This is a genomic window from Enterobacter sp. Ap-867, assembly GCF_011752855.1.
Taxonomy (GTDB): domain Bacteria; phylum Pseudomonadota; class Gammaproteobacteria; order Enterobacterales; family Enterobacteriaceae; genus Cedecea.
In genome coordinates, this window is the sequence record NZ_VWWS01000010.1 from 41,463 (window position 1) to 66,503 (window position 25,041).

A 25,041-nucleotide genomic window follows, 5' to 3' on the forward strand; every position below is an offset into this window, starting at 1 on the left:
ACAAAAATGGCCCCGTAGGGCCATTTAACGTTAACGCTTGCTGATTTGGTCGAAACTGCCGCCGTTGGAGAAGTGATCCTGCTGTGCTTTTGCCCAGCCGCCAAACTCTTCATCTATCGTGTAGAGCTTCAGTTTCGGGAATTCTTTTTCGTATTTCTTCGCGACTTCAGGATCGCGCGGACGATAGTAATTCTTCGCCGCAATCTCCTGGCCTTCAGGTGAGTAGAGATACTTCAGGTATGCTTCTGCCACGGCCTGAGTCCCTTTCTTCTCAACAACCTTGTCCACAACGGACACAGTCGGTTCCGCAAGAATAGATTCGCTCGGGGTCACAATCTCAAATTTGTCTTTGCCCAACTCATTGGTAGCCAGTAACGCCTCGTTTTCCCACGCAATCAGCACATCACCAATGCCGCGCTCAACAAAGGTGTTGGTCGAACCACGGGCACCGGAGTCCAACACCTCTACGTTTTTGAATAAGGCTTTTACGAAGTCCTGTGCTTTCGCCTGATCGTTATTGTTGTGGTGCAGCGCATAACCCCACGCCGCTAAATAGTTCCAACGTGCGCCGCCGGAGCTTTTCGGGTTTGGCGTGATGACAGACACACCCGGTTTGATCAGGTCGTTCCAGTCATGAATTTGTTTAGGGTTGCCTTTGCGCACCAGGAATACGATGGTGGATGTATATGGCGCAGAGTTGTCTGGCAGGCGCTTGATCCAGTTTTTATCAATGCGCCCGCGCTCGGCGATGGCATCAACGTCATAGGCCAGCGCCAGGGTTACGACGTCGGCTTCAATGCCATTAATGACCGACGTTGCCTGCTTCCCGGATCCGCCGTGTGACTGGCGCACGGTGACCGTATCACCGGTTTGCTGCTTCCAGTGAGCACTGAACGCTTTGTTGTATTCTTCATATAGTTCACGAGTCGGATCGTAAGACACGTTGAGTAACTGAATATCCTTCGCTAATACGCCACCAGAAGCCAAAAGTAATGTTAAACCCACGCCCCACTTGTTCATCGCACGCTCTCTTTATGAAGTTTGATGCGACCAGCCTGCCAGAAACTATTTCAAGGATTAAAGAATAAAAAAAGATTGGCTATAACTTTTGGCGATATAACAGGCAATAAAAAACCGGGCCATGCCCGGTTTTTACTGACAGCTATCTGGATTAATACAGCTTTTTAGCGCAATCCAGCCAGTCACCTTTGAACGGACGCTTCATGTTTTCAATCGCGTCGATGATGTCATGGTGAACCAGTTTTTCGTTCTGAATACCGACGCAGCGGCCGCCGAAGCCCTGTAGCAGCAGTTCGATGGAGTAAGCCCCCATGCGGGATGCCAGAATACGGTCATACGCTACCGGGGAACCACCGCGCTGGATGTGGCCCAGAACGGTAGCACGGGTTTCGCGTTTGGTTTCGGTTTCGATGTATTTAGCCAGTTCATCAACATCGCAAATGTGCTCGGTAATAGCCACAATGGCGTGTTTCTTACCTTTCGCAATCCCGGCTTTGATTTCTGCCACCAGATCTTCACGGCTGAATTCAACTTCCGGCAGCACCACAAACTCACAGCCGCCGGCGATAGCCGCAGCCAGGGTCAGGTCGCCGCAGTAACGCCCCATCACTTCAACGATGGAGATACGCTGGTGTGAAGAGGAGGTATCGCGCAGGCGGTCAATCGCTTCAACCACGGTTTCCAGCGCAGTGAAGTAACCGATGGTGTAATCGGTACCTTTAATATCGTTATCGATGGTGCCCGGCAGGCCGATGCAAGGGAAGCCCATTTCGGTCAGGCGCATCGCCCCCATGTAAGAACCGTCACCGCCAATAACCACCAGCGCATCAATGCCGCGTTTTTTCAGGTTTTCGATAGCCACGGCGCGAATGTTTTCATCGCGGAACTCAGGGAAGCGAGCAGAGCCGAGGAATGTACCGCCACGGTTGATCATGTCGGACACGCTGTAGCGGTCCAGCTGCACCATGCGATCTTCGTACAGACCCAGGTAGCCATCATAGACACCCATGACTTCCAAACCTTCTGACAGCGCTGCACGCACCACACCGCGGATAGCCGCGTTCATGCCCGGCGCATCACCGCCACTCGTCAACACACCAATTTTTTTGATCATGACTACCTCTGAACTTTGAAAGCAAAATTAATCCTGTTGCCGGAAAACGCTGCGGGCAATCCGAAACTTCGACGCTGCCCAAATAGTATAACAACGGCTCCCAGCTGAATTGATTCAGGTCAGGCCAAATGGCGGTACATTATGCAAAAACTGCCAGTCAGCGCCAACTTTCCAACGTAAAACTAAAGCTCGAAATGCCCCTGCCGTCCCGTCGGAACAACAGAGCAAGGATCCTGGTGGATAATCACATCCGATCCTGGGAAACGCTGCAGAATCGCCTGCTCCACCTGTTCAGCCACAACATGCGCCTGAACCAGCGGTAAATTATCTTCCATCTCAATATGAAGCTGTATAAAGCGGGTCGGCCCTGACTGCCGCGTTCGGAGATCGTGGGCTCCTCTGACACCGGGCCACGCGTTCACGATATCAATAATAGCCTGACGTTCCTCGTCTGGTAACGCCCGATCAAGCAGCGATTGCACGGCTTCATAACCCATTCGCAGCGCGCTATACAAAATGTACACGCCAATACCCAAAGCAAACAGCGAATCAGCACGATGCCAACCGTACCAGGAAAGGGCCAGCGCAATAAGAATTGCGCCATTCATCATAACATCAGACTGATAATGAAGCATATCGGCCCGGACGGCCTGGCTTTGTGTTTTTCGTACCACCCAGCGCTGGAACGTCACCAAAACTAAGGTACTTATCAGTGCCACAATCGTCACCGCCACGCCAATGCCAGGATCTTTCATAGGTGAAGGGTCAGCCAGATGCTGAATACCGGTTAAAAACAGGAACAGGGCCGAGCCTGAGATGAACATGCTTTGTGCGAGAGCGGCCAGCGATTCCGCTTTGCCGTGACCGAATGTATGTTCTTCGTCTGCGGGCTGGAGTGAATAACGCACCACAAGCAAGTTCGTCAATGAAGCTGCGATATCGACCAGTGAGTCCACCAGCGCCGCCAGAATACTCACCGAGCCGGTATACCACCAGGCGAAAATTTTTATTAAAAGTAGCAACGACGCCATGACGGTCGCCGCGATTGCAGCCCGGCTAACCAGCTGCCCATATTGTTGATTCATGGGGGCTCCCGCAGGTGAATGCCGGTAGTATAGCGGATCAGGCTTGAGCGTCAGGCAAAAAAAACCCGCCTGGTGAGGCGGGGAAGACAGGGATGGTGTCTATGGCAAGGAAAACAGGGTTTGTTACTGGTTACTACGGGTACTGCTACTACTCATGGCCTGCAGCGAAACACCCTGCTGCAGTTCCGACAGTTCACGGAGATGGTCCATGCGCTGCTGGTGTTTCTCATTTAAAGCGGCTTGCTGTTCAGGACTGAGTAAGTGGTACATTTGGTTGCGTACTTTTGCCATCTCGACCTGGCGGGCAACCTGTTCTTGTGCCATTTTTTCAGCCTGAGCTTTCACTGCCACTTCATCAAATTTATCGGCGGTGATCAGACGATGCATGATCTCCATTTCGCTAACATTAACGGGTGGGCTATCATGCCTTGCCCGGTGCATAAGATCTCGCATCTGTTGGCGCTGTTGCTCAGTCAAACTTATGCCGTCAAACATGTGGTTCTGAGCGTTGTTTCGTTTTGCCAGATTATCGCTTTGTGGCCAGTTAACGCCGGTCGGCAAATCATCGGCCGAGCTGGCTAAAGAGATAAATGCCAGTGTTGAGGCCATGACGACAGCGGTAACATTGCGCATCACTTGCTCCCGAAATCTGTGTGTGCTGCGATTCAACGAGAGCCAGTCTACGATTCCCGCTGCAAACTAGCGTCAGGGGGTGTAAAACAACGTAAAGTCATGGATTAGCGCGCCTTGATGACGTAATTTCTGCCTCGGAGGTAATTTCACAATGAATAAAATCCTGTTAGTTGATGATGACCGAGAGCTGACTTCCCTGCTAAAGGAATTGCTCGACATGGAAGGTTTTGACGTGATTGTTGCTCACGATGGTGAGCAAGCGTTAACGCTTCTGGACGACAGCATCGACCTGTTATTGCTTGACGTAATGATGCCCAAGAAAAACGGTATTGATACGTTGAAAGAACTTCGCCAGACACACCAGACACCCGTCATTATGCTTACCGCTCGCGGTAGCGAACTTGACCGTGTACTCGGCCTTGAGCTGGGTGCCGATGACTACTTACCAAAACCCTTTAACGATCGTGAGCTGGTCGCCCGTATTCGCGCCATCCTGCGTCGTTCACACTGGAGCGAGCAGCAACAAAACAGCGACAGCAGTTCACCGACGGTAGAAGTCGATGGGCTGAGCCTCAATCCAGGCCGCCAGGAAGCGAGTTTCGACGGACAAGCGCTGGACTTAACCGGCACAGAGTTTACGCTGCTGTATCTCCTCGCTCAGCATCTGGGCCAGGTGGTTTCTCGTGAACATCTGAGCCAGGAAGTATTGGGTAAACGATTAACACCGTTCGACCGCGCCATAGACATGCATATTTCCAACTTGCGTCGTAAATTGCCGGATCGCAAAGACGGTCATCCGTGGTTTAAAACCTTACGTGGTCGCGGCTATCTGATGGTTTCCGCTTCATGATAAGTAGCCTTACCGCGCGCATTTTTGCCATCTTCTGGCTGACACTGGCTCTGGTACTGATGTTAGTTTTGATGCTGCCGAAGCTGGATTCACGCCAGATGACCGAGCTGATGGAAAATGAGCAACGTCAGGGCTACATGATTGAGCAACACGTCGAAGCTGAACTGGCAACCGATCCACCGAATGATTTGATGTGGTGGCGGCGTCTGTTCCGTGCCATCGACAAATGGGCACCTCCAGGCCAGCGTTTGCTGCTGGTCACCAGCGAAGGGCGTGTCATTGGCGCCCAACGCAACGAAATGCAGATCATCCGTAACTTTATCGGCCAGTCCGATAACGCCGATCATCCCCAGAAAAAGAAATATGGGCGAGTTGAGCTGGTTGGCCCATTTTCGGTGCGAGATGGTGAAGATAACTACCAACTTTACCTGATTCGCCCGGCCAGCAGCTCGCAATCTGACTTTATCAACCTGCTGTTCGACCGCCCTTTACTGCTGCTAATTGTCACCATGCTGGTAAGTTCTCCGCTGTTACTTTGGCTGGCCTGGAGCCTTGCGAAACCTGCCCGCAAGCTCAAAAATGCAGCAGATGAAGTCGCCCAGGGCAACCTACGCCAGCATCCAGAACTCGAGGCTGGGCCACAGGAATTCCAGGCCGCGGGCGCGAGCTTCAACCAAATGGTGACTGCGTTGGAGCGAATGATGACGGCGCAGCAGAGGTTGCTGTCGGATATCTCCCATGAACTCCGCACGCCGCTGACCCGCCTGCAGCTTGGAACCGCGCTACTGCGTCGCCGCAGCGGTGAGAGCAAAGAGTTAGGGCGCATAGAAACAGAAGCCCAGCGTCTGGACGGCATGATTAATGACCTGCTGGTGATGTCGCGCAATCAGCAAAAAAATGCGCTGGTCAGCGAAACAATGAAAGCGAACCAAATCTGGGCAGAAATGCTGGATAACGCTGCGTTTGAAGCAGAGCAAATGGGTAAGTCGTTGGAAGTCACCTACCCGCCGGGTCCGTGGCTGATGTACGGTAACCCAAATGCCCTGGAAAGTGCGCTGGAGAATATTGTTCGCAATGCTCTGCGTTACTCGCACACCAAGATAGCTGTGAATTTCTCCGTCGATAATCAGGGCATTACCGTCACCGTTGACGATGACGGTCCGGGTGTCAGTCCGGAAGACAGAGAGCAGATTTTCCGTCCTTTTTATCGTACGGATGAAGCACGCGATCGCGAGTCGGGGGGGACAGGTCTCGGTCTGGCTATCGTGGAAACCGCCGTGCAGCAGCATCGTGGCTGGGTAAAAGCTGACGACAGCCCGCTGGGCGGCCTGCGCCTGACGCTCTGGCTGCCGCTTTATCACCGCTGACAAACAGGATAAACATTCGCAATACCAGGCTCTACGGAGCCTGTTTTCATTTCTGCTCAGGCGCTATTTTGCTATTCTGCGCCCCTAGTTGATGGGGGTTGTATGTTAAATATCGTTTTGTTTGAGCCAGAAATTCCACCCAATACCGGGAACATTATCCGCCTGTGCGCCAACACTGGTTTCCGCCTGCACATCATCGAGCCAATGGGCTTTCCCTGGGATGATAAACGCCTGCGTCGCGCCGGGCTGGATTATCACGAATTTACGACAGTGCTGCGCCATCGCGACTATAACGCCTTTCTGGAAGCCGAAACCCCTCAGCGCCTGTTTGCTTTAACAACCAAAGGAACACCCGCCCACAGTGCTGTGAGCTATCAGGCTGGAGATTATTTGATGTTTGGCCCGGAAACTCGCGGGCTACCCGCTGAGATACTGAACGCCATGCCGCCAGAACAAAAGATTCGCATTCCCATGATGCCGGACAGCCGCAGCATGAACCTCTCTAACTCGGTGTCCGTGGTGGTCTATGAGGCCTGGCGCCAGCTAGGGTATCAGGGCGCTGTTCTCAGAAGCTAAATGCCGTCGCCGTATTCAAAGCCTGCGCCGTTGAAGTGCTGATCCATATCTATCGCTGGCTTGTCACTTCCCGGCGTACCCACTATTCGCGCCGGCACGCCAGCTGCCGTTGTATGCGGCGGAACAGGCTGGAGCACGACGGAGCCTGCGCCAATTTTTGCGCCGGTTCCAACCTCAATATTGCCGAGGATCTTGGCACCCGCACCAATCATTACGCCTTCGCGGATTTTCGGATGGCGATCGCCACTTGTTTTACCGGTACCGCCCAACGTGACCGATTGCAGAATAGACACATCGTTTTCGACGACCGCAGTCTCACCAATGACAATCCCGGTGGCATGGTCAAGCATAATCCCGCACCCAATTTTTGCCGCAGGGTGAATATCAACCTGGAAAGAGACGGAGACCTGGTTCTGCAAGAAGATAGCCAGCGCCTGTCGCCCCTGCAGCCAAAGCCAATGGCCAATGCGATACGCCTGCAGCGCATGGAAGCCTTTAAGATAAAGCAGCGGCGTTGAATACTTGTCTACCGCAGGGTCACGCGTACGCACCGCCTGGATGTCGCAAGCGGCAGAGGCAATCATCTGCGGATCGGCAGCATAGGCCTCTTCAACCACTTCGCGAATGGCAATGGCCGGCATAATCGGTGAAGCCAGCTTATTGGCCAACATGTAGCTGAGCGCGTTTCCAAGATTATCGTGCTTGAGGAGCGTCGCATGATAAAAACTGGCCAACATGGGTTCACAATCCGCAAGCGCTCGCGCTTCGGCTTTAATATTGCTCCACACCAAATCCAGTTCTTCAGACGACATTGCTCTCTCCAGACAGAAAAACAACGCCCGACACCAGGGTCGGGACGTTTCAGTTATTGCGGTGTATTAGGCGATCCTTCATTTGCCGCTTCGTTCATCCTTACGAGTACGGCCAAGCAACGTTAATGCTGCCTCGCGCGCATTTTTTCCGCAATACAATACCTGATAAATTTCCTCGGTTATTGGCATTTCGACGCCTACCCGAGCCGCCAGCTCGCGAACTTCTTTGGTATTGCGATAGCCTTCAACCACCTGGCCAATCTTTTGCTGTGCTCCATCTACATCCATTCCCTGACCGAGCATCATGCCAAAGCGACGGTTGCGGGACTGGTTGTCGGTACAGGTCAGTACCAGATCGCCCAAGCCGGCCATGCCCATAAAGGTTTCCGGCGAAGCACCGAGCGCGCAGCCAAGGCGAGTCATCTCCGCGAGACCACGGGTGATAAGCGCGGTACGCGCATTGGCGCCAAACCCGATGCCGTCCGACATCCCTGCGCCAATAGCGATAACGTTTTTAACCGCACCGCCAAGCTGAACGCCGATGAAATCAGGATTGCTGTAGACACGGAAGCTTTTACCGCAGTGCAGAAGATGTTGGAGGTCATCCGCAAACTGGTCATCGGTTGCCGCAAGCGCAATCGCCGTCGGTAAACCTGCTGCCAGCTCTTTCGCGAATGTTGGGCCAGAAATGACGGCCAGGGGAACATCATCCCCCAGCGCCTCACGGGCAACATCCTGCAGTAGACGACCCGTTTCAGCTTCCAGCCCTTTTGTCGCCCACACAATACGTGCATCCGGGCGCATCAGCGGCTTGATTTGGCGCAACACTTGCCCAAACACATGGCTCGGTACAACCACCAGAATATTACGGCTGGCGGCCAACGCTACGGCTAAATCACTCTCAAGATGTAAAGTGTCGGGAAAAGGGACATCGGGCAGGAAAGCCGCATTGCAGCGATCGGCCTGCAGCGTGGCAATATGTTTGGCATCATGACCCCACAACACAACGTGGTGGCCATTTCTCGCAAGGGTGATTGCGAGAGCGGTGCCGTAAGAGCCGGCACCGATAACAGTCATTGAAGCATTAAGGCTGTTCATCAGGCATCCTGATGGTTTTCAGCACCTTCGCCAGCTTGCTGCTGCAGATAATTCATGAACAACGCATCGAAGTTAACCGGTGCAAGGTTCAGCTGCGGGAAAGTGCCGCGAGAAACCAGGCTAGTGATACATTCACGCGCATATGGGAACAGAATGTTCGGGCAGTATGCGCCCAGGCAATGCGCCAGCTGCGTGCCTTCGATACCGTCAACGGAGAAGATACCCGCCTGCTGAACTTCACACAGGAAAGCGGTGTCTTCACCCAGCGTAGCGGTCACGGTTACGCGCAGCACAACTTCATAAACATTTTCAGCCAGTTGGCTGGATGCAGTATCCAGATCCAGTTTTACTTCCGGCTGCCAGTCTTTCTGGAAAACGTGCGGTGCGTTAGGTGCTTCGAAAGAGACATCCTTGGTGTAAACACGCTGAATCTGGAAACCCATTTCTGTATTGTTTTGTTCTGACATTGTTAACCCTTAAATTTAAACGTCCTTACTCTGCGATACACGGCAGACAAACCGCACTAGCTCAGCAGGGGATCGAGTCCACCACGCGCATCCAGTGCGTACAAGTCATCGCAACCGCCAATGTGCTGTGCGTCAATAAAAATCTGCGGTACCGTGGTGCGACCACTGCGTTTGATCATCTCTTCCCGCTTAGCGGCATCACCATCAATAGGTAATTCCTGAAACGCCACGCCTTTTTCGTTCAGCAGGGCTTTTGCACGGTGGCAAAAAGGACAAGTCGCTTTGGTATAGATCTCAATATTCGCCATGGTTTACCTCAGTTTTCCAGATTATTTACCGCGAACCAGCGGCAGGTTTTCCCCGCTCCAGCCGGCAATACCTTCTTTTAGCAGCGCAACCTGCTCAAAACCAGCCTTGTGCAACAAAGCCGCTGATTCTTGTGAAGAAACACCGTTAGCGCATACCACAATAATGGGCTTCGCTTTATGCTTTTCAAGTTCACCCAAGTTGCCGTTTTTGATTTCAGTTGGCAGCACGTTCAGTGAATTTGCAATGTGGCCTTTACGGAAGTCGTCACGCTGGCGCACATCAACCACCACCGCATCTTCTTTGTTAATTAAGCGAGTAGCTTCACCACGAGTGATCACTTTAACTTTAGAGGCCAGGCCTTTAAAGGTCATGAAAAGTACCGCGGCCAGCAGGCCAACCCACGCCAGACTAAGTATGGGGTGGCGACCAACGAATTGCATAATTTCTTGCATGGGGGGTAATAACTCCCGACTAAGTAATGATGAGAAAACCAGGTGGGGAGTATACCTTCGCGTTGTGGCAATTACAGCCAGTCTGAATAATGTTATGTGGATTCTGCGGGCTGTTACGGAAAAAAAGAACCAGACTGATGAAATCCGATCGCCATCCAACCTCTTTCTTTGATCTTCTGCGGCTATTCGCCCGGATCGGCTGTAGTAAAATTACGCAAATTTTGTCTTAGACTCAGAGGTTGTTGCAATGTCGGTTACTAAAAAACCTATGGTCCTGGTCATTCTCGATGGCTATGGCCACCGCGAAGAGCAGCAGGATAACGCGATTCTTAATGCTAAAACGCCGGTGATGGATAGCCTGTGGGCCCAGCGCCCGCATACCCTGATCAACGCATCAGGCCTGGAAGTCGGCCTGCCAGACGGGCAAATGGGTAACTCCGAAGTGGGCCACGTCAACCTCGGTGCCGGCCGCATCGTCTACCAGGATCTGACTCGCCTGGACGTTGAAATTAAAGAACGTGCTTTCTTTGCTAACCCGGTCCTGACCTGTGCGGTAGACAAAGCCGTTGCCGCCGGTAAAGCGGTACATATCATGGGTCTGGTTTCTCCCGGTGGCGTTCACAGCCATGAAGACCATATTCTGGCGATGATCGAGCTGGCGGCCGAGCGAGGCGCTGAAGCTATTTATCTGCATGCTTTCCTTGATGGCCGTGACACGCCGCCACGCAGCGCAGAGTCTTCCCTGAAGAAATTTGCCGACAAGTTCGCTGAGCTGGGCAAAGGCCGCGTTGCCACCCTGATTGGCCGTTACTACGCTATGGACCGCGACAACCGCTGGGATCGCGTTGAGCTGGCTTACGACCTGATGACTCAGGCCAAAGGGGAATTCCAGGCAGACAATGCGGTTGCTGGTCTGGAAGCCGCTTACGCTCGTGACGAAAACGATGAATTCGTTAAGCCAACCGTGATTCGCGCCGCAGGTGAAGCCGAATCTGCTATGAACGACGGCGATGCATTAATCTTCATGAACTTCCGTGCTGACCGTGCCCGCCAGATCACTCGCGCCTTTGTTAACGGCGATTTCGACGGCTTCAGCCGCAAAAAAGTGGTGCAGTTTGGCGACTTCGTGATGCTGACTGAATATGCCGCAGACATTAAAACGGCCTGCGCTTACCCACCAGCGTCACTGACCAATACTTTCGGTGAGTGGATGGCGAAACACAATAAAACTCAGTTACGCATCTCCGAAACAGAGAAATACGCTCACGTGACCTTCTTCTACAACGGCGGCGTTGAAGAGCCGTTCGCGGGTGAAGATCGCGTCCTGGTGAATTCTCCGAAAGTGGCAACCTACGATTTGCAGCCTGAAATGAGCTCTGCTGAACTGACCGATAAGCTGCTGAGTGCCATCAACAGCGGTAAGTACGACACCATCATCTGCAACTACCCGAACGGTGACATGGTTGGCCACACCGGCGTCTATGATGCTGCGATTTCCGCCGTTGAAGCCCTCGACAACTGTGTCGCTCAGGTGGTTAAAGCCGTTGAGGCCGTTGGCGGTCAGCTGTTGATCACTGCAGATCACGGTAACGCTGAGCAAATGCGCGACCCGGCTACCGGCCAGGCCCATACCGCGCACACCAGCCTGCCGGTCCCGCTGATCTATGTGGGTGAAAAAACCCTGAAAGCTGTCGCTGGCGGCAAGCTTTCGGACATCGCGCCAACCATGTTGAGCCTGATGGGAATGGAAATCCCGCACGAGATGACTGGCAAGCCGCTGTTCATCGTGGAATAATCCCTCCCCATGAGGGGAAAGGCGATTTTTTCAAAGACATGGGCTGTGAAGCCCGTTATCTACGCCAGCGTGTTTAGCGCTGGCGTCTTGTTATGGCCTTTTTCCAGCCACGCTGACGACAAGCAGCAGCTGCAATCCATTCAACAGGATATCGCTGCCAAAGAGCGTGCGGTGCGTCAGCAGCAGCAGCAACGCTCCGTTTTACTCGCTCAGCTCAAAGCTCAGGAAGAAGCGATTTCCGCGGCCAGCCGTAAGCTGCGCGAAACCCAGAACACCCTCGCCGATTTAAACAATCAAATCGCGACGCTGAACAACTCCCTCGCCAAACTGCAAAAACAGCAGGCAACCCAGGAACGTAACCTGGCTGCTCAGCTAGATGCGGCGTTTCGTCAGGGTCAGCATACTGGTATTCAGTTGATTCTTAGCGGCGAAGAAAGCCAGCGTGGCCAGCGCCTGCAGGCCTATTTCGGTTACCTTAATGCTGCGCGTCAGCAGACTATCGAAGCGTTAAAACAGACCAAAGCAGAAGCCGCACAGCAGAAAACCGAGCTGGAAAGTAAGCAAAGCGAGCAGCAAACCTTGCTGTATGACCAGCAGGCGCAACAGGCCAAGCTGGAGAGCGCCCGCAACGAACGCAAAAAGACGCTGGCAGGCCTGGAATCCTCCATTCAGCAGGATCAGCAGAAGCTGAGTGAGATGCGCCAGAACCAGACGCGCTTACAAAATCAGATAGCCCGTGCAGAAGCAGCGGCAAAAGCTCGAGCCGAGCGTGAGGCACGCGAAGCAGAGCAGGTTCGTAATAAACAGCAGGAAGCCTCCAACAAAGGCACAACATACAAGCCAACCGAAAGCGAACGTTCATTAATGTCGAGAACAGGTGGCCTGGGTGCGCCACGTGGGCAGGCATACTGGCCGGTTCGCGGTTCGTTACTGCATCGCTATGGCGAACAGCTGCAAGGTGAACTACGTTGGAAAGGTATCGTTATTGCGGCGTCAGAAGGCACAGAAGTTAAAGCCATTGCCGACGGACGCGTGATCCTTGCCGACTGGCTTCAGGGCTATGGTCTTGTTGTCGTCATTGAACACGGTAAAGGCGATATGAGTCTCTACGGCTACAACCAGAGCGCGTTGGTCAGCGTCGGCACCCAGGTACGTGCCGGACAACCTATTGCACTGGTCGGTAGCAGTGGCGGCCAGGGCCGTCCGTCACTCTATTTCGAAATTCGTCGCCAGGGCCAGGCAGTGAATCCACAACCGTGGTTGGGAAGATAAGTTTTGCCTCAGTTCCGCACCGTTTTTTTCGCCGCCGCCAGCGGGCTAATGCTGGCAACCTCCGCGTGGGCCGGTAAGCTCTCAATCGTCATCGACGACTTCGGCTATCGTCCTCAACAGGAAAACCAGGTTCTGGCCCTGCCGACTAACGTCTCTGTCGCCGTGCTACCCAACGCACCACACGCTCGCGAAATGGCCACTAAAGCCCATAATGCCGGGCACGAAGTTCTGATCCATCTGCCGATGGCGCCACTTAGCAAACAACCGCTAGAGAAAGATACGCTCCGCCCGGACATGAGCAGCAGCGAAATCGAGAGAATTATCCGCGACGCGGTGAACAAAGTCCCTTATGCAGTTGGGATGAATAACCATATGGGCAGCGCGATGACCTCCAGCCTGTTCGGTATGCAAAAAGTGATGCTGTCGCTGGAGCAGTACAATCTCTATTTCCTGGACAGCATGACCATCGGTAACAGCCAGGCCACGCGCGCCGCGGCCGGCACTCGCGTCAAAGTGATTAAGCGGAAAGTGTTCCTCGACGATACTCAGAACGAAGCGGATATTCGCTTTCAGTTCAATCGCGCTATCCAGCTTGCTCGCAAAACCGGGTCAGCAATCGCCATCGGTCACCCCCATCCTTCAACGGTTCGTGTCCTCCAGCAGATGGTGTACAACCTGCCGCCGGACATCACCCTGGTGCGGCCGAGCAGCCTGCTTAATGAGCCACAGGTAGATACCTCAACGCCGATTAATACTCAGCCGGGGAAACTGCCACCGCCGCGTAACCCGTTCCGTGGCGTGAAGGTGTGTAAACCGAAACAGCCTCTTGAGCCGGTGTATGCCACCACCTACTTTAAAGTCATCAGTGAAAGTATTGCCGAGAGCGCGCTGGTGAAGTATCTCCAGCATCAGTGGCAGGGTTGGCCTAAACAGGCCTGATTGAAAAACCAGAGGGCGCGATGCCCTCTGGTTCAATGATTAATCCCAGCTCAGGATAACTTTGCCTGACTGCCCGGAGCGCATCGCGTCAAAGCCTTTCTGGAACTCATCAATAGAGAAGCGGTGGGTGATAATCGGGGACAGATCCAGGCCAGACTGAATCAGGGCGGCCATCTTGTACCAGGTTTCAAACATCTCGCGGCCATAGATACCTTTAATAAACAACCCCTTAAAGATAACTTTGGTCCAGTCGATAGACATATCTGACGGCGGGATCCCCAGCATCGCAATACGGCCACCGTGATTCATGGTGTCAAGCATGGTGCGGAACGCCGGTGGTGCGCCGGACATCTCCAGACCCACGTCAAACCCTTCGGTCATCCCCAGCTCGCTCATCACGTCCTGCAGGCTTTCTTTGCTGACGTTGACCGCACGAGTGATTCCCATTTCACGCGCCAGCTCGAGGCGGTATTCGTTCACGTCGGTAATCACTACGTTACGCGCACCGACATGCTTTGCTACTGCCGCCGCCATGATCCCGATAGGGCCCGCGCCGGAGACCAGCACATCTTCGCCCACCAGGTCGAACGAAAGTGCCGTGTGCACTGCGTTGCCGAACGGGTCGAAGATGGAAGCCAGGTCGTCTGAGATATTGTCCGGGATCTTGAACGCATTAAACGCCGGGATAACCAAATACTCAGCAAAACAGCCAGGGCGGTTCACACCCACGCCGGTAGTGTTACGGCACAGGTGGGTACGCCCACCACGGCAGTTACGACAGTGTCCACAGGTGATGTGCCCTTCGCCGGAAACGCGATCGCCAATCTTGAAGCCTTTCACTTCCTGGCCTATGCCGACCACTTCACCCACGTATTCGTGGCCCACAACCATAGGAACAGGAATGGTTTTTTGCGACCATTCGTCCCAGTTGTAAATATGGACGTCGGTCCCGCAAATCGCCGTTTTACGAATTTTGATCAGCAGATCGTTATGACCCATTTCCGGCTTGGGAGCATCCGTCATCCAGATGCCTTCTTCCGCCTTCAGTTTTGCTAATGCTTTCATGACCGCTCCCTTAAGCGATAACGCCTAATTGCTTACCGATGCGCGTAAACGCATCTACCGCACGTTCAATTTGCTCAGGAGTATGCGCCGCCGACATTTGGGTGCGAATACGCGCCTGACCTTTTGGCACCACCGGGTAGAAGAAACCGGTGACATAAATACCTTCTTTTTGCAGCTCGCGCGCAAAGTTTTGCGCCACAACTGCTTCACCAAGCATCACTGGAATAATGGCGTGATCTGCACCTGCAAGCGTAAATCCGGCAGCGCTCATTTTTTCACGGAACAGACGAGCGTTTGACCACAGACGCTCACGCAGCTCTTCGCCTGACTCCAGCATTTCCAGTACCTTGATAGAGGCGGAAACAATGGCTGGCGCGAGTGAATTTGAGAAAAGGTAAGGACGGGAACGCTGGCGAAGCCATTCGATAACTTCTTTGCGACCTGCGGTATAGCCACCAGAAGCACCGCCCAGCGCTTTACCCAGCGTGCCGGTAATAATATCAACCCGGTCCATGACATCGCAGTATTCGTGCGTACCGCGCCCATTGGCACCAACAAAGCCCACGGCGTGGGAGTCATCGACCATAACCAGCGCATTGTACTTATCCGCCAGATCGCAAACGCCCTGCAGGTTGGCAATCACACCGTCCATTGAGAACACGCCATCGGTGGCAATCATCACATTGCGAGCACCGGCCGCACGAGCCTCTTTCAGGCGAGCTTCCAGTTCCTGCATATCGTTGTTGGCATAGCGATAACGCTGTGCTTTACACAGGCGCACACCGTCGATAATTGAGGCATGGTTCAGTGCGTCAGAAATGATGGCATCTTCCGGCCCGAGCAGCGTCTCAAACAGGCCGCCATTGGCGTCGAAGCAGGAAGAGTAAAGAATCGCATCGTCCGTTCCCAGGAAATCGGCCAGCTTGCTTTCCAACTGTTTATGGCTGTCCTGAGTACCGCAAATAAAGCGGACCGAAGCCATCCCAAAACCGTGTTTATCCATCCCCTGTTTAGCCGCTTCAATCAGCTGCGGATGGTTAGCAAGACCCAGATAGTTGTTGGCGCAGAAGTTAATAACGTGGCTACCGTCCGCGACGGTGATGTCCGCCTGCTGGGCGGAGGTGATAATACGTTCTTCTTTAAAAAGCCCTTCTGCTCGAGCGGTTTCGAGTTGGGAAGTCAGCTGTTGGTAAAAATCTTCGCGCATCGCGATTCTCCAGGCATGGCAAGTTTTGGCACATCTTACCCAAACCTATATCACCAGGCGAGATGACGCTTCAGGGATTCTTAATTTTGCAGGATAAATCACGCTAGAATGCGAGGCGGACAGGGGCTTTAAGCGGTATGAAGACCGTGCAGGAATTATCATTAACACATTGAATAATAATAAAAATATTGAAATCATTAAAATCCTGACAGGTCAGATAGATTCCCGTATATCTGACCTGTTGAAATCATCTTCAGATGATTTATTCCCTCAGCAGGGGCTACTTCCTCGAGAGAAAAATTCTAAGCGCCTGCAGTCTGGCGCCTAAAGCGGAGTGCCTGAAGCAACGGAACAGGTCGAACCATTTTCCTTTCCCAAGATAATTCAGGGTGAATAATTCAGGGCGTTTGTAATAACAGAGAACAAATATACCCTGATCATCATCCACGATATTATTTTTCAGCGTAATTTTCTGGCTTTCCGTTACCAGAGAATAAAACTCTTGCCATTTACTCTGAGAACCGACAATAGCACCGCCGATAATATAAACATGGTTGCCAATCATAAAGTCAAATGCCTGTTTCAACGACGTAACATTTAGCCCTTTCTTGATGGTAAAAAGATGCATGGTATTTTTATTAAATGGAAAATCCCACACTTTTAAACCACGAATTACTTTAGATTCCCGGCAATAGCCAAAATCAACCCATGCAACCAGTGGTGTTTTTATTAACCCATCATTAATGGCTTTGTTAACAAAGTAGGATTTTAAATTACAGACTAGCACGTACTCTGGCGACCAATATTCAGGGTTTTTTAACTGATGGGTCTCTAATTGATTGATAAAACTCTCGTCCTGCTGAACCCTCTCAATAAGACGCCGAATATGTTTAAATTTGTTTTTTATATCAATGGCAATAACCGTAGTAGGCTTTCCCTGTCGAATGGCTTCAACTCTTTCCTTGAGATCGGGTGAAGTGAATACCACCATATCATTTTCTAAAGCGGCCAATCGCTCGAAGTAATTAAAATAAACATCTACAGAGCGGGCAAGATTATCACGGAACCCTTTATTAGCAGTCCACACCCCTCTACCGAGGTCAAAATAAGCCGTTACAATTGTGGTAGATGATTTCATCGCTAATAAAAACCATTAATATAAATAAATATTATATCACAATCATTTACCTTCTGTACACAGTACGCTTTGCGTTCAGTTCGGCCTTAACGAATACAATAATTCCCCGGCAAACATTAAAATAAAAATAATATGAAATTAAATAGCAGGTAAACCCAGGAAAAGTCAATCGGGCTTAAACCACCTGGATGACAAACCTGGCGCATTGTGTAAATGGCTGAAGCGATGCAAATGTAATGGTATGATTATGCACATTCATGTCTGAGATTGTCTCTGACTCCATAATTTTAAGGCTACAGTTATGATCATCGTTACTGGCGGCGCCGGCATGATCGGCAGCAACATTGTTAAGTCACTGAACGAACAAGGCTATCGCGATATCCTGGTGGTAGATAACCTGAAGGATGGGACTAAATTTGTTAACCTGGTTGATCTGGACATCACCGACTACATGGATAAGGAAGACTTCCTGATCCAAATTATGGCCGGGGAAGAGTTCGGTGATATCGACGCCATCTTCCATGAAGGGGCCTGCTCGTCCACGACCGAGTGGGACGGCAAGTACATGATGGACAACAACTATCAGTACTCTAAAGAAATCCTGCACTACTGCCTGGAGCGCGAAATTCCGTTCCTGTATGCCTCTTCTGCCGCCACCTACGGCGGGCGCAATGCAGATTTCATCGAATCCCGCGAATATGAACAGCCGCTGAACGTGTACGGTTACTCAAAATTCCTGTTTGATGAATATGTTCGCCAGATCCTGCCAGAAGCAAACTCTCAGGTGACCGGCTTCCGCTACTTTAACGTCTACGGGCCGCGCGAAGGCCACAAAGGCAGCATGGCGAGCGTGGCATTCCATCTCAATACTCAGTTGAATAACGGTGAGAACCCAAAACTGTTTGAAGGCAGCGACGGCTTCAAGCGTGACTTCATCTATGTGGGTGATGTTGCCGCCGTTAACCTCTGGTTCTGGCAAAATGGCGTTTCCGGTATTTTCAACTGCGGTACCGGTCGTGCGGAATCCTTCCAGGCCGTGGCAGACGCAGCGCTGGCGTATCACAACAAAGGCAGCATCGAGTACATTCCTTTCCCGGAAAAGCTAAAAGGTCGCTATCAGGCTTATACTGAAGCTGACTTAACCAATCTGCGCGCTGCGGGTTACGACAAGCCGTTCAAAACCGTTGCCCAAGGGGTTGCGGAATACATGAAATGGTTAAATCGCGACGCATAAGCTGCACAGGAAAAGCATGAAAATTCTGGTGATTGGCCCGTCATGGGTGGGCGACATGATGATGTCGCAAAGTCTTTATCGCACGCTCAAGGCGCGTTATCCCCAGGCGATTATTGACGTGATGGCACCCGCGTGGTGCCGTCCGCTATTATCGCGTATGCAGGAAGTGAACGAAGCCATCGCCATGCCTTTGGGCCACGGTGCGTTGCAAATCGCAGAGCGTCGTCGCCTTGGACGCAGCCTGCGGGACAAACGCTATGACCATGCGTACGTTCTGCCAAACTCGTTTAAGTCCGCGCTGGTGCCTTTTTTTGCCAACATACCTCACCGTACGGGTTGGTTGGGCGAGATGCGTTACGGCCTGCTGAATGACAGCCGTAAGCTGGACAAACAAGCCTGGCCATTGATGGTAGAGCGCTACGTCGCCCTGGGTTATGAAAAAGGCATAATGCAGTCGGCTAAAGACCTCCCGCAGCCGCTCCTGTGGCCTCAACTACATGTTAGTGAAGGTGAAAAAACACAGACTTGCGCTGCTTTTAATCTTGATCCACAGCGTCCGATGATTGGTTTCTGCCCTGGAGCAGAGTTCGGCCCGGCAAAACGTTGGCCGCACTATCATTACGCCGCGCTCGCAGCAAAACTCATCGATGCGGGCTATCAGGTTGTGCTCTTCGGCTCAGCCAAGGATAAGGACGCAGGTAAAGAGATTCTTGCTGCTCTCACCACTGAACAGCAGGCATGGTGCCGTAACCTTGCCGGGGATACCCAGCTTGAACAGGCCGTGATATTGCTTGCCGCTTGCGAGGGTGTGGTCACCAATGATTCCGGCCTGATGCATGTCGCAGCTGCGCTCAACCGTCCTCTGGTCGCACTTTATGGTCCCAGCAGCCCGGATTTCACCCCACCACTTTCCCACAAAGCGAGAGTTATTCGCTTGATCAGCGGCTACCATAAAGTGCGTAAAGGCGATGCTGCTGAGGGCTATCATCAAAGCCTGATCGATATCACACCAGAAAGCGTGCTGGTTACATTGACTGAACTGCTAACCAGCAGCAAGGAAGACTAATGCGCGTCCTTCTCGTTAAAACGTCTTCGATGGGCGATGTTCTCCACTCTCTTCCTGCGCTTACAGACGCGATGCTGGCAATGCCGGGAATTTCGTTCGATTGGGTGGTAGAAGAAGGTTTCGCACAGATACCAGGCTGGCACCCCGCCGTAGATAAAGTGATTCCCGTCGCGATCCGTCGCTGGCGTAAAAGCTGGTTCTCCGCTGAAACCCGCGCGGAACGAAAAGCTTTTTATTATCAGCTTGAAGCAAGAAAGTACGACTGCGTCATTGATGCTCAGGGCCTGGTAAAAAGCGCAGCGTTGGTGACTCGAAAAGCACATGGCATCAAGCATGGCATGGACTGGAACAGTGCCCGTGAACCTCTGGCAAGCCTGTTTTATAACAAACGCCATAATGTGGCCAGGCAGCAGCACGCCGTGGAACGTACTCGTGAACTTTTTGCCAAAAGTTTGGGTTACGCAAAACCGCAATCTCAGGGTGATTATGCGATTTCAGGGCATTTTCTTACTAATCCGAAAGAAAGTGCGGAAAAGTATGCGGTATTTTTACACGCAACAACTCGAGATGATAAACACTGGCCAGAAGAAAATTGGCGGGAGCTGATTGAGCTATTGAAGGCAACCGGACTGCGGATAAAACTCCCTTGGGGGGCACCGCACGAAGAAGAACGAGCCAAACGACTGGCGGCAGGATTTAGCTTTGTGGATGTTCTGCCAAAATTAACGCTTGAAGAAGTCGCCAAAGTTCTGGCGAATGCCAAATTTGTGGTTTCTGTTGATACAGGATTAAGCCATCTTACGGCAGCATTGGACCGACCGAATGTGACGCTTTACGGACCTACAGATCCGGGCCTCATTGGCGGGTATGGAAAAAATCAGGTCGTGTGCCGCGCACCGGGTAACAGACTTGAAAATTTGACTGCCTTTACAGTCTTGAATCAACTTACGACAAGCCTGTAAGTACGCGAATTTCGATATCGGAGAAGAGATGGCCCTCACATTATTTTTTTCTAATGAGAAAAAAAACTGGACCTTATACTGGAATAGAACGCTTGTATTCTTATTTATTGCCACTTATTTTTTAGGTGGCATAACGCGTTATAAACACCTCATTGTTATATTGATGACGCTCACAACTCTTGTATATCTGTGTAAGCAGCCTAGACAATTTCTGCCAGAATTCAAAAATTTTCTATTTTTTAGCATAGCTGTTTTGACTTTCGCCGTGTTTCTTTCGCTGTTTCAGACACCTGATTTCAAAGCAACCCTGAAGGAAATCAGCAAGTCTGTCCTGGAAAACACTCTTTTATGTACAATTTCCATTCCCGTACTGCTGAGAAATGAAAGCAAAGAGTTAATTTCAAAAATAATTTTCTTTTCATTTATTACAGCGCTGAGTCTACGTTGCATATCAGAGATCGTGCTTTACTACCAAGAGTACACACAGGGTGTCATGCCATTTATCGATTTCAGACATCGTGGTATATCCGACTCGTTGGTATTCCTTTTCCCTGCCTTATTGAGCATGTGGTTAATAAAATCTGTTAAGTATAAGGTTGCCTTTGTTCTGCTAAGCGCGGTCTATCTGTTTCTTATTTTAGGCACACTTTCCCGTGGCGCTTGGCTTTCTGTATTAACTGTTGGCTTACTGTGGGTTGTGTTAAACCGGCAATGGAAATTATTGATTGCCGGGATTTTAATTTCTACCTTGACACTCGGCGCAATTTTGACGCAAGAAAAAATACCAACAACTTTAATGACTAAACTTCAGCAGACAGACAGCTCCAATCGTTATTCAAATGGTGTGCAAGGTAGCGCAATGAATCTTATCATGGAAAACCCTTTGCTGGGATACGGCTTTGGAAATACAGCCTATAAAGATGTCTATAACAAACGTGTGGTTGATTATCCCAACTGGACCTTTAGAGAGTCTCCCGGGCCACACAACCTGGCATTGTTTGTCTGGTTTGGCGCCGGCTTACTCGGATTCGCAGGCCTGCTACTCACCTATGCAGCGATAATTAAAGAATGTACTTCCAACGCCTTCAAGAAAAGCTCGTCCTTCCCGGTAAATGCACACATGATAATCTTGTTATCATTTATCGGCTATTTCCTCATTCGAGGAAATGTTGAACAAATACAGCTAGACCTGCTTGGCGTATTGGTTGGGTTATTGATAGCACTGAATAAAAAATAACAAAAAAAAAGGCTACATCACGTAGCCTTTTTTATGCTTAAACTAAAGCAAGTATGTAAGAGAAATTTTAGTTAGTGAAACCAATTATTAATCACGTCTTCAAATCTCTGAGTGACTCCGGCCCAACTAAAATGATTATAAACAAAGTGTTGCCCACATTTTGCCATGTCATTTATATCCGGACTTTGCAGTGTGCTCATAATATCTTGAGCAATAGAGTCTGCAGTCATGGGCTCTCGCAGATGAAAACCTGTCTCTTTTTCCCTGACGAATTCAACCATGCCGCCACGGGTGCTGACCAATACCGGCTTGCCTGCCCCCATTGCCTCAATAGCCACCATGCAAAATGGTTCCTGAAACTGAGAAGGAATGACAACCAGGTCAGCCAGAGGATAGTAACGGTGCATATTTTCCGGCGCTATGCTTCCTAACATAATACATCGCCCCTGCAAACGCTCGGCAATCTCTCTGACCTCACGCTGATAAGCGCCATTATCCGCTTTGTTCACCTCCAGGTGATCGCCAACCACTACGAGTTTCATATCGTCATGTTCTCTGGCCAACTTTTCAAACGCCTGCATGAGCAATAAAATCCCCTTATCCGGAACAATACGCCCCGCATAGAAGAGGACTTTATCATTCTCAGAAATGCCCAGATCTGCTTTAGAAACAGGGGTATAAGCAGATTGATAAACATCCAAATCGATGCCATTAGCAACCACTTTAATATCGGCTTTCGGCAAAAGATTCTGATAAAAATCTCTTAAGAAATTGCTCGGCACAATCATTTTTACATCCTGGTCCAACCCTTTGGGTTCGAACGCATTATGCATATGGATGACGATTTTCTGCTGAGGAGCACGTTGTCTGATTTGCCGATAAAGCTTCATGCTGTTATGCACAACGACAATGCTGTCATCCGTAATATGAAAATCTTTCGCAATATTCAGTATTCGCTGCGAATACGGCAGTGGATCAAGGCGAGTCCACTTCTGGAAGATACGCTTATAAATGCGGCTGAATCCAATGCGATGTATACTACAGTTATCGTTTACAGGGGTAAAATCTGTATACCCTTCATTTTTAATGCATACCAAGCGATTGGGAATAGACGTTCTCTGTGCGACCTGGTACATCCACGTTTCAACTGCAGCGGCACCGCGCGGAGGAATAGAAAATATAGGTGTGACAGTAAATATAATTTTATCAGTCATATAATTTTCAACCCTGCATTAAATTATATTTAATCGCAGCGCAGAGGCCACCAAAAACTTTGCCTTGATAAAGCAAATGTTTATATTTCTCTCTATACTCATGCTTTTTAACTGCACTTTGATAAGGTATATTCTGCCACGGGGAAACATCATAAACGTTACGGAAAAACTGTGCTGACGGATAATTAGCCCAGTCATGCCAGGGTTTTGTCACGCCCGTATAATGTATAAACACCGTGCTTTCCTTAATGAACTCACTGTAATATTTACTGTTTTTATTCTCAAACTCAGATTTTAGAGAGTAGATGGTATTGTATTCCCGGGGCAATACTCTTGCGTGATGAAGGAATATAATATTAAGAATATCCTGGTCCGGATACTTTAATTTTCCAACCACACTCTCATCTGAGAGTAAGTTGAAAAACCTTTCCGTTAAGCTTGATTTTAGCCATTGGTTTAAGTTTATGTACATTACACCAGAATTGAAGTAATTCCCTTCGAATTCTGGATTTTGTAGACGCACAGCACTTTTCTTTTGCATAGTGTCAACATCAATAACCACCGCGCCGTACTCTTCATTAAATTCTAAAGAAGCTAAAGATTGCAATGAGCCTTTACATATAACATCGGCATCCAGATATAAAAGACTATCAAGACGCTCAGAGAAATAATCAAAAGAAAGCAAGCGATAGTATATTGATACTGGCCAAATGTTTGTTTTCGGCAAAGACCTTAGCGGGGCAGAATCAATGTGATAGATTTTTATAACCGTCTTATATTGCTCGGCTAACTGTGTTAAAAGCTCAACATACTCATTATCTAAGTAATCAGCGATAATATGAAAGGTAAAATCAATATCACTCTTTTTATTATTCTCAAGAATGGAAGCAATCGATATCGCGGCACCTATCTGATAATTTTTATCGATACCCCATGAAATATTGAATGTTTCCCGATCATCACACTTTACAAGGCGCCGATCCAGAACAATGATTTCGTTAAATTGTGTGATTTGTTTAAAGTTCAATGTCAATTACCTTCCATCACCATTAGTCGTGTAGCATGATTATTTTCATAATATCCCATGCCAGCAATACTGTCGCGAGCACAACTATTCTTTAAATTTAGCCACATAATAGTTAAAGTAGTTCGACAGCCCCTGCAGATAAAGCTTTTGATTGAACTTATGTTTTGCAGAGTATCGATATTGGTGACTATTAATTGGCTTTAGAAGTTCGACATTACGCCAGGGTGAAGCCTCTTTCGCCGTTAAGAAGCTCTGAGAGACGGGATAAGTGCCCCAGTCATGCCACGGTTTTGTCGGACCGACATAATGAATAAAAACAGTTTCATCATTGACAGGATTCACTACGTTGTCTTTAAGCTCATAATTAATACTGAAACGAGTGTTATATTTCCCTTCAATGAATTTAACTTTCCCTACCAGCAAGACATTCAGCACATCCTGGTCAAGGTGAGTGATTTTTTCTGCCCACTGAGGATCCCGCAGCATCTCGATTGCTTTATAAGAAATATTGTTGATATTCCATTCATTGATGTTTATAAGCAAAAAACCCGCATTGAAGTAACCAGACACTAACTCCGGTGTTGAAAGTGTTGCAGCCCGGTTCGACCACCACTCAATGTCCCTTTCCACAACCACAGCGGCAATTTCGTTCTCTGCAAAAACATAATCAACTAACGGCTGAATACTTCCTTTGCAGGCGATATCCGCATCCAGATAAAGAAGTTTATCAACTTTGTGATACAGATAATCTGCAATAATAAAACGGAAGTATGTCGCGTAACTCCAGTTTTTTGTACTCGGTAATGATTTTAGCTTCTCACAGTTAATGACATAGATATTAATATGTGTTTTATATTGTTTAGCTAATGCTTCGAATCGAGCCTTATCGGCTTCACTGAATGAATCAGTGAACACATGAAACTCAAAAGATGCAGATGCATTACTCAACAAGACTGAGGAGATAGCAACGCCACAGCCGAAAAGGAAATTCTTATCAATACCAAATGCTATATTGAGAACATTGGCAGCTTTCTTTTCCTGGTAGTTAAAATCGAAAACAGAGAGGATGATATCTTCATCACTGAATTGAGACATGTTGATT

The 25,041-nt window shown here is 50.0% G+C and carries 25 protein-coding genes; 10 read left to right on the forward strand and 15 right to left on the reverse strand.

Annotated elements, in window-relative coordinates; genetic code table 11:
• Positions 1-30: 30 nt before the first annotated feature.
• The 4 genes from F3J26_RS20795 to cpxP form a co-directional block, all read right to left on the reverse strand.
• Complete coding sequence (locus F3J26_RS20795) at positions 31-1,020, reverse strand: sulfate ABC transporter substrate-binding protein (RefSeq protein ID WP_008457502.1); 990 nt, start codon at positions 1,018-1,020, stop codon at positions 31-33.
• 151 nt (positions 1,021-1,171) lie between these two features.
• Positions 1,172-2,134, reverse strand: coding sequence for a 6-phosphofructokinase (gene pfkA / locus F3J26_RS20800; RefSeq protein WP_008457500.1), 963 nt, complete (start codon positions 2,132-2,134; stop codon positions 1,172-1,174).
• 182 nt (positions 2,135-2,316) lie between these two features.
• Positions 2,317-3,219, reverse strand: a complete 903-nt coding sequence (gene fieF, locus F3J26_RS20805; protein ID WP_008457498.1) for a CDF family cation-efflux transporter FieF — start codon at positions 3,217-3,219, stop codon at positions 2,317-2,319.
• A 123-nt stretch (positions 3,220-3,342) separates the two neighbouring features.
• Complete coding sequence (cpxP, locus tag F3J26_RS20810) at positions 3,343-3,852, reverse strand: cell-envelope stress modulator CpxP (RefSeq protein WP_008457489.1); 510 nt, start codon at positions 3,850-3,852, stop codon at positions 3,343-3,345.
• A 151-nt stretch (positions 3,853-4,003) separates the two neighbouring features.
• On the opposite strand from cpxP, the gene cpxR reads away from it, so the two are divergent.
• The 3 genes from cpxR to trmL all read left to right on the forward strand — a co-directional run bounded on the left by cpxR (position 4,004) and on the right by trmL (position 6,645).
• Positions 4,004-4,702, forward strand: a complete 699-nt coding sequence (cpxR, locus tag F3J26_RS20815) for an envelope stress response regulator transcription factor CpxR (protein ID WP_008457487.1) — start codon at positions 4,004-4,006, stop codon at positions 4,700-4,702.
• The gene (cpxA, locus tag F3J26_RS20820) at positions 4,699-6,069 is read left to right on the forward strand and encodes an envelope stress sensor histidine kinase CpxA (RefSeq protein WP_008457485.1); all 1,371 of its coding nucleotides are present in this window, start codon (positions 4,699-4,701) and stop codon (positions 6,067-6,069) included. The genes cpxR and cpxA overlap by 4 nt, the downstream gene beginning before the upstream one ends.
• A 102-nt stretch (positions 6,070-6,171) precedes the next feature.
• Complete coding sequence (trmL, locus tag F3J26_RS20825) at positions 6,172-6,645, forward strand: tRNA (uridine(34)/cytosine(34)/5-carboxymethylaminomethyluridine(34)-2'-O)-methyltransferase TrmL (RefSeq protein ID WP_166995766.1); 474 nt, start codon at positions 6,172-6,174, stop codon at positions 6,643-6,645.
• Here the strand turns inward: trmL and cysE are convergent.
• From cysE to F3J26_RS20850, 5 genes are all read right to left on the reverse strand, one after another.
• The gene (cysE, locus tag F3J26_RS20830) at positions 6,642-7,457 is read right to left on the reverse strand and encodes a serine O-acetyltransferase (protein WP_008457483.1); all 816 of its coding nucleotides are present in this window, start codon (positions 7,455-7,457) and stop codon (positions 6,642-6,644) included. The two genes, trmL and cysE, sit on opposite strands and share 4 nt — an antisense overlap.
• 78 nt (positions 7,458-7,535) lie before the next feature.
• Complete coding sequence (gene gpsA, locus F3J26_RS20835) at positions 7,536-8,555, reverse strand: NAD(P)H-dependent glycerol-3-phosphate dehydrogenase (RefSeq protein WP_166995767.1); 1,020 nt, start codon at positions 8,553-8,555, stop codon at positions 7,536-7,538.
• Entirely contained in the window at positions 8,555-9,022 is a 468-nt protein-coding gene (secB, locus tag F3J26_RS20840) for a protein-export chaperone SecB (RefSeq protein WP_008457481.1), read from the reverse strand. The genes gpsA and secB overlap by 1 nt, the downstream gene beginning before the upstream one ends.
• A gap of 56 nt (positions 9,023-9,078) precedes the next feature.
• A complete protein-coding gene (grxC, locus tag F3J26_RS20845) occupies positions 9,079-9,330 on the reverse strand; it encodes a glutaredoxin 3 (RefSeq protein ID WP_008457480.1) in 252 nt (83 codons plus the stop codon).
• Between the two features lie 21 nt (positions 9,331-9,351).
• Positions 9,352-9,783 (reverse strand): rhodanese-like domain-containing protein, encoded by a 432-nt coding sequence (locus F3J26_RS20850; RefSeq protein ID WP_166995768.1) that lies wholly within the window; start codon positions 9,781-9,783, stop codon positions 9,352-9,354.
• Between the two features lie 247 nt (positions 9,784-10,030).
• Between F3J26_RS20850 and gpmM the strand changes: the two genes are divergently transcribed.
• Genes gpmM through F3J26_RS20865 form a run of 3 tightly spaced genes read left to right on the forward strand, consistent with a single transcriptional unit; the run spans position 10,031 to position 13,789 of the window.
• Complete coding sequence (gene gpmM / locus F3J26_RS20855; RefSeq protein WP_166995769.1) at positions 10,031-11,578, forward strand: 2,3-bisphosphoglycerate-independent phosphoglycerate mutase; 1,548 nt, start codon at positions 10,031-10,033, stop codon at positions 11,576-11,578.
• A 9-nt stretch (positions 11,579-11,587) separates the two neighbouring features.
• Positions 11,588-12,850 (forward strand): murein hydrolase activator EnvC, encoded by a 1,263-nt coding sequence (gene envC, locus F3J26_RS20860; protein WP_166995771.1) that lies wholly within the window; start codon positions 11,588-11,590, stop codon positions 12,848-12,850.
• Positions 12,851-12,898: 48 nt separating this feature from the next.
• Positions 12,899-13,789 carry a divergent polysaccharide deacetylase family protein gene (locus F3J26_RS20865; RefSeq protein ID WP_286180346.1) on the forward strand — a complete coding sequence of 297 codons (891 nt, stop codon included), beginning with the start codon at positions 12,899-12,901 and terminating at the stop codon, positions 13,787-13,789.
• A gap of 39 nt (positions 13,790-13,828) precedes the next feature.
• Here F3J26_RS20865 and tdh read toward each other — a convergent pair whose 3' ends face one another.
• From tdh to yibB, 3 genes are all read right to left on the reverse strand, one after another.
• Positions 13,829-14,854: an L-threonine 3-dehydrogenase gene (tdh, locus tag F3J26_RS20870; RefSeq protein ID WP_008457475.1), complete on the reverse strand. Its 1,026-nt coding sequence runs from the start codon at positions 14,852-14,854 to the stop codon at positions 13,829-13,831.
• A 10-nt stretch (positions 14,855-14,864) separates the two neighbouring features.
• Positions 14,865-16,061, reverse strand: coding sequence for a glycine C-acetyltransferase (kbl, locus tag F3J26_RS20875; protein ID WP_166995775.1), 1,197 nt, complete (start codon positions 16,059-16,061; stop codon positions 14,865-14,867).
• 280 nt (positions 16,062-16,341) lie between these two features.
• Positions 16,342-17,199, reverse strand: coding sequence for a protein YibB (yibB, locus tag F3J26_RS20880; RefSeq protein ID WP_166995777.1), 858 nt, complete (start codon positions 17,197-17,199; stop codon positions 16,342-16,344).
• A gap of 301 nt (positions 17,200-17,500) precedes the next feature.
• On the opposite strand from yibB, the gene rfaD reads away from it, so the two are divergent.
• From rfaD to rfaL, 4 genes are read left to right on the forward strand one after another with little or no spacing between them, the layout of a single operon-like run.
• Positions 17,501-18,433 (forward strand): ADP-glyceromanno-heptose 6-epimerase, encoded by a 933-nt coding sequence (gene rfaD, locus F3J26_RS20885; protein ID WP_008457465.1) that lies wholly within the window; start codon positions 17,501-17,503, stop codon positions 18,431-18,433.
• A gap of 16 nt (positions 18,434-18,449) precedes the next feature.
• Complete coding sequence (gene rfaF / locus F3J26_RS20890) at positions 18,450-19,499, forward strand: ADP-heptose--LPS heptosyltransferase RfaF (protein ID WP_166995779.1); 1,050 nt, start codon at positions 18,450-18,452, stop codon at positions 19,497-19,499.
• Positions 19,499-20,461 (forward strand): lipopolysaccharide heptosyltransferase RfaC, encoded by a 963-nt coding sequence (rfaC, locus tag F3J26_RS20895; protein WP_166995781.1) that lies wholly within the window; start codon positions 19,499-19,501, stop codon positions 20,459-20,461. The genes rfaF and rfaC overlap by 1 nt, the downstream gene beginning before the upstream one ends.
• Positions 20,462-20,489: 28 nt before the next feature.
• The gene (rfaL, locus tag F3J26_RS20900; RefSeq protein WP_166995783.1) at positions 20,490-21,698 is read left to right on the forward strand and encodes an O-antigen ligase RfaL; all 1,209 of its coding nucleotides are present in this window, start codon (positions 20,490-20,492) and stop codon (positions 21,696-21,698) included.
• A 71-nt stretch (positions 21,699-21,769) separates the two neighbouring features.
• Here rfaL and F3J26_RS20905 read toward each other — a convergent pair whose 3' ends face one another.
• The 3 genes from F3J26_RS20905 to waaO all read right to left on the reverse strand — a co-directional run bounded on the left by F3J26_RS20905 (position 21,770) and on the right by waaO (position 25,034).
• Positions 21,770-22,912 (reverse strand): lipopolysaccharide N-acetylglucosaminyltransferase, encoded by a 1,143-nt coding sequence (locus tag F3J26_RS20905; protein ID WP_166995785.1) that lies wholly within the window; start codon positions 22,910-22,912, stop codon positions 21,770-21,772.
• Between the two features lie 7 nt (positions 22,913-22,919).
• On the reverse strand, positions 22,920-23,939 hold the full coding sequence (locus F3J26_RS20910; RefSeq protein ID WP_166995788.1) for a glycosyltransferase family 8 protein: 1,020 nt from the start codon (positions 23,937-23,939) through the stop codon (positions 22,920-22,922).
• A gap of 84 nt (positions 23,940-24,023) precedes the next feature.
• Positions 24,024-25,034 carry a lipopolysaccharide 3-alpha-galactosyltransferase gene (gene waaO / locus F3J26_RS20915; protein ID WP_166995790.1) on the reverse strand — a complete coding sequence of 337 codons (1,011 nt, stop codon included), beginning with the start codon at positions 25,032-25,034 and terminating at the stop codon, positions 24,024-24,026.
• Positions 25,035-25,041: the final 7 nt, after the last annotated feature.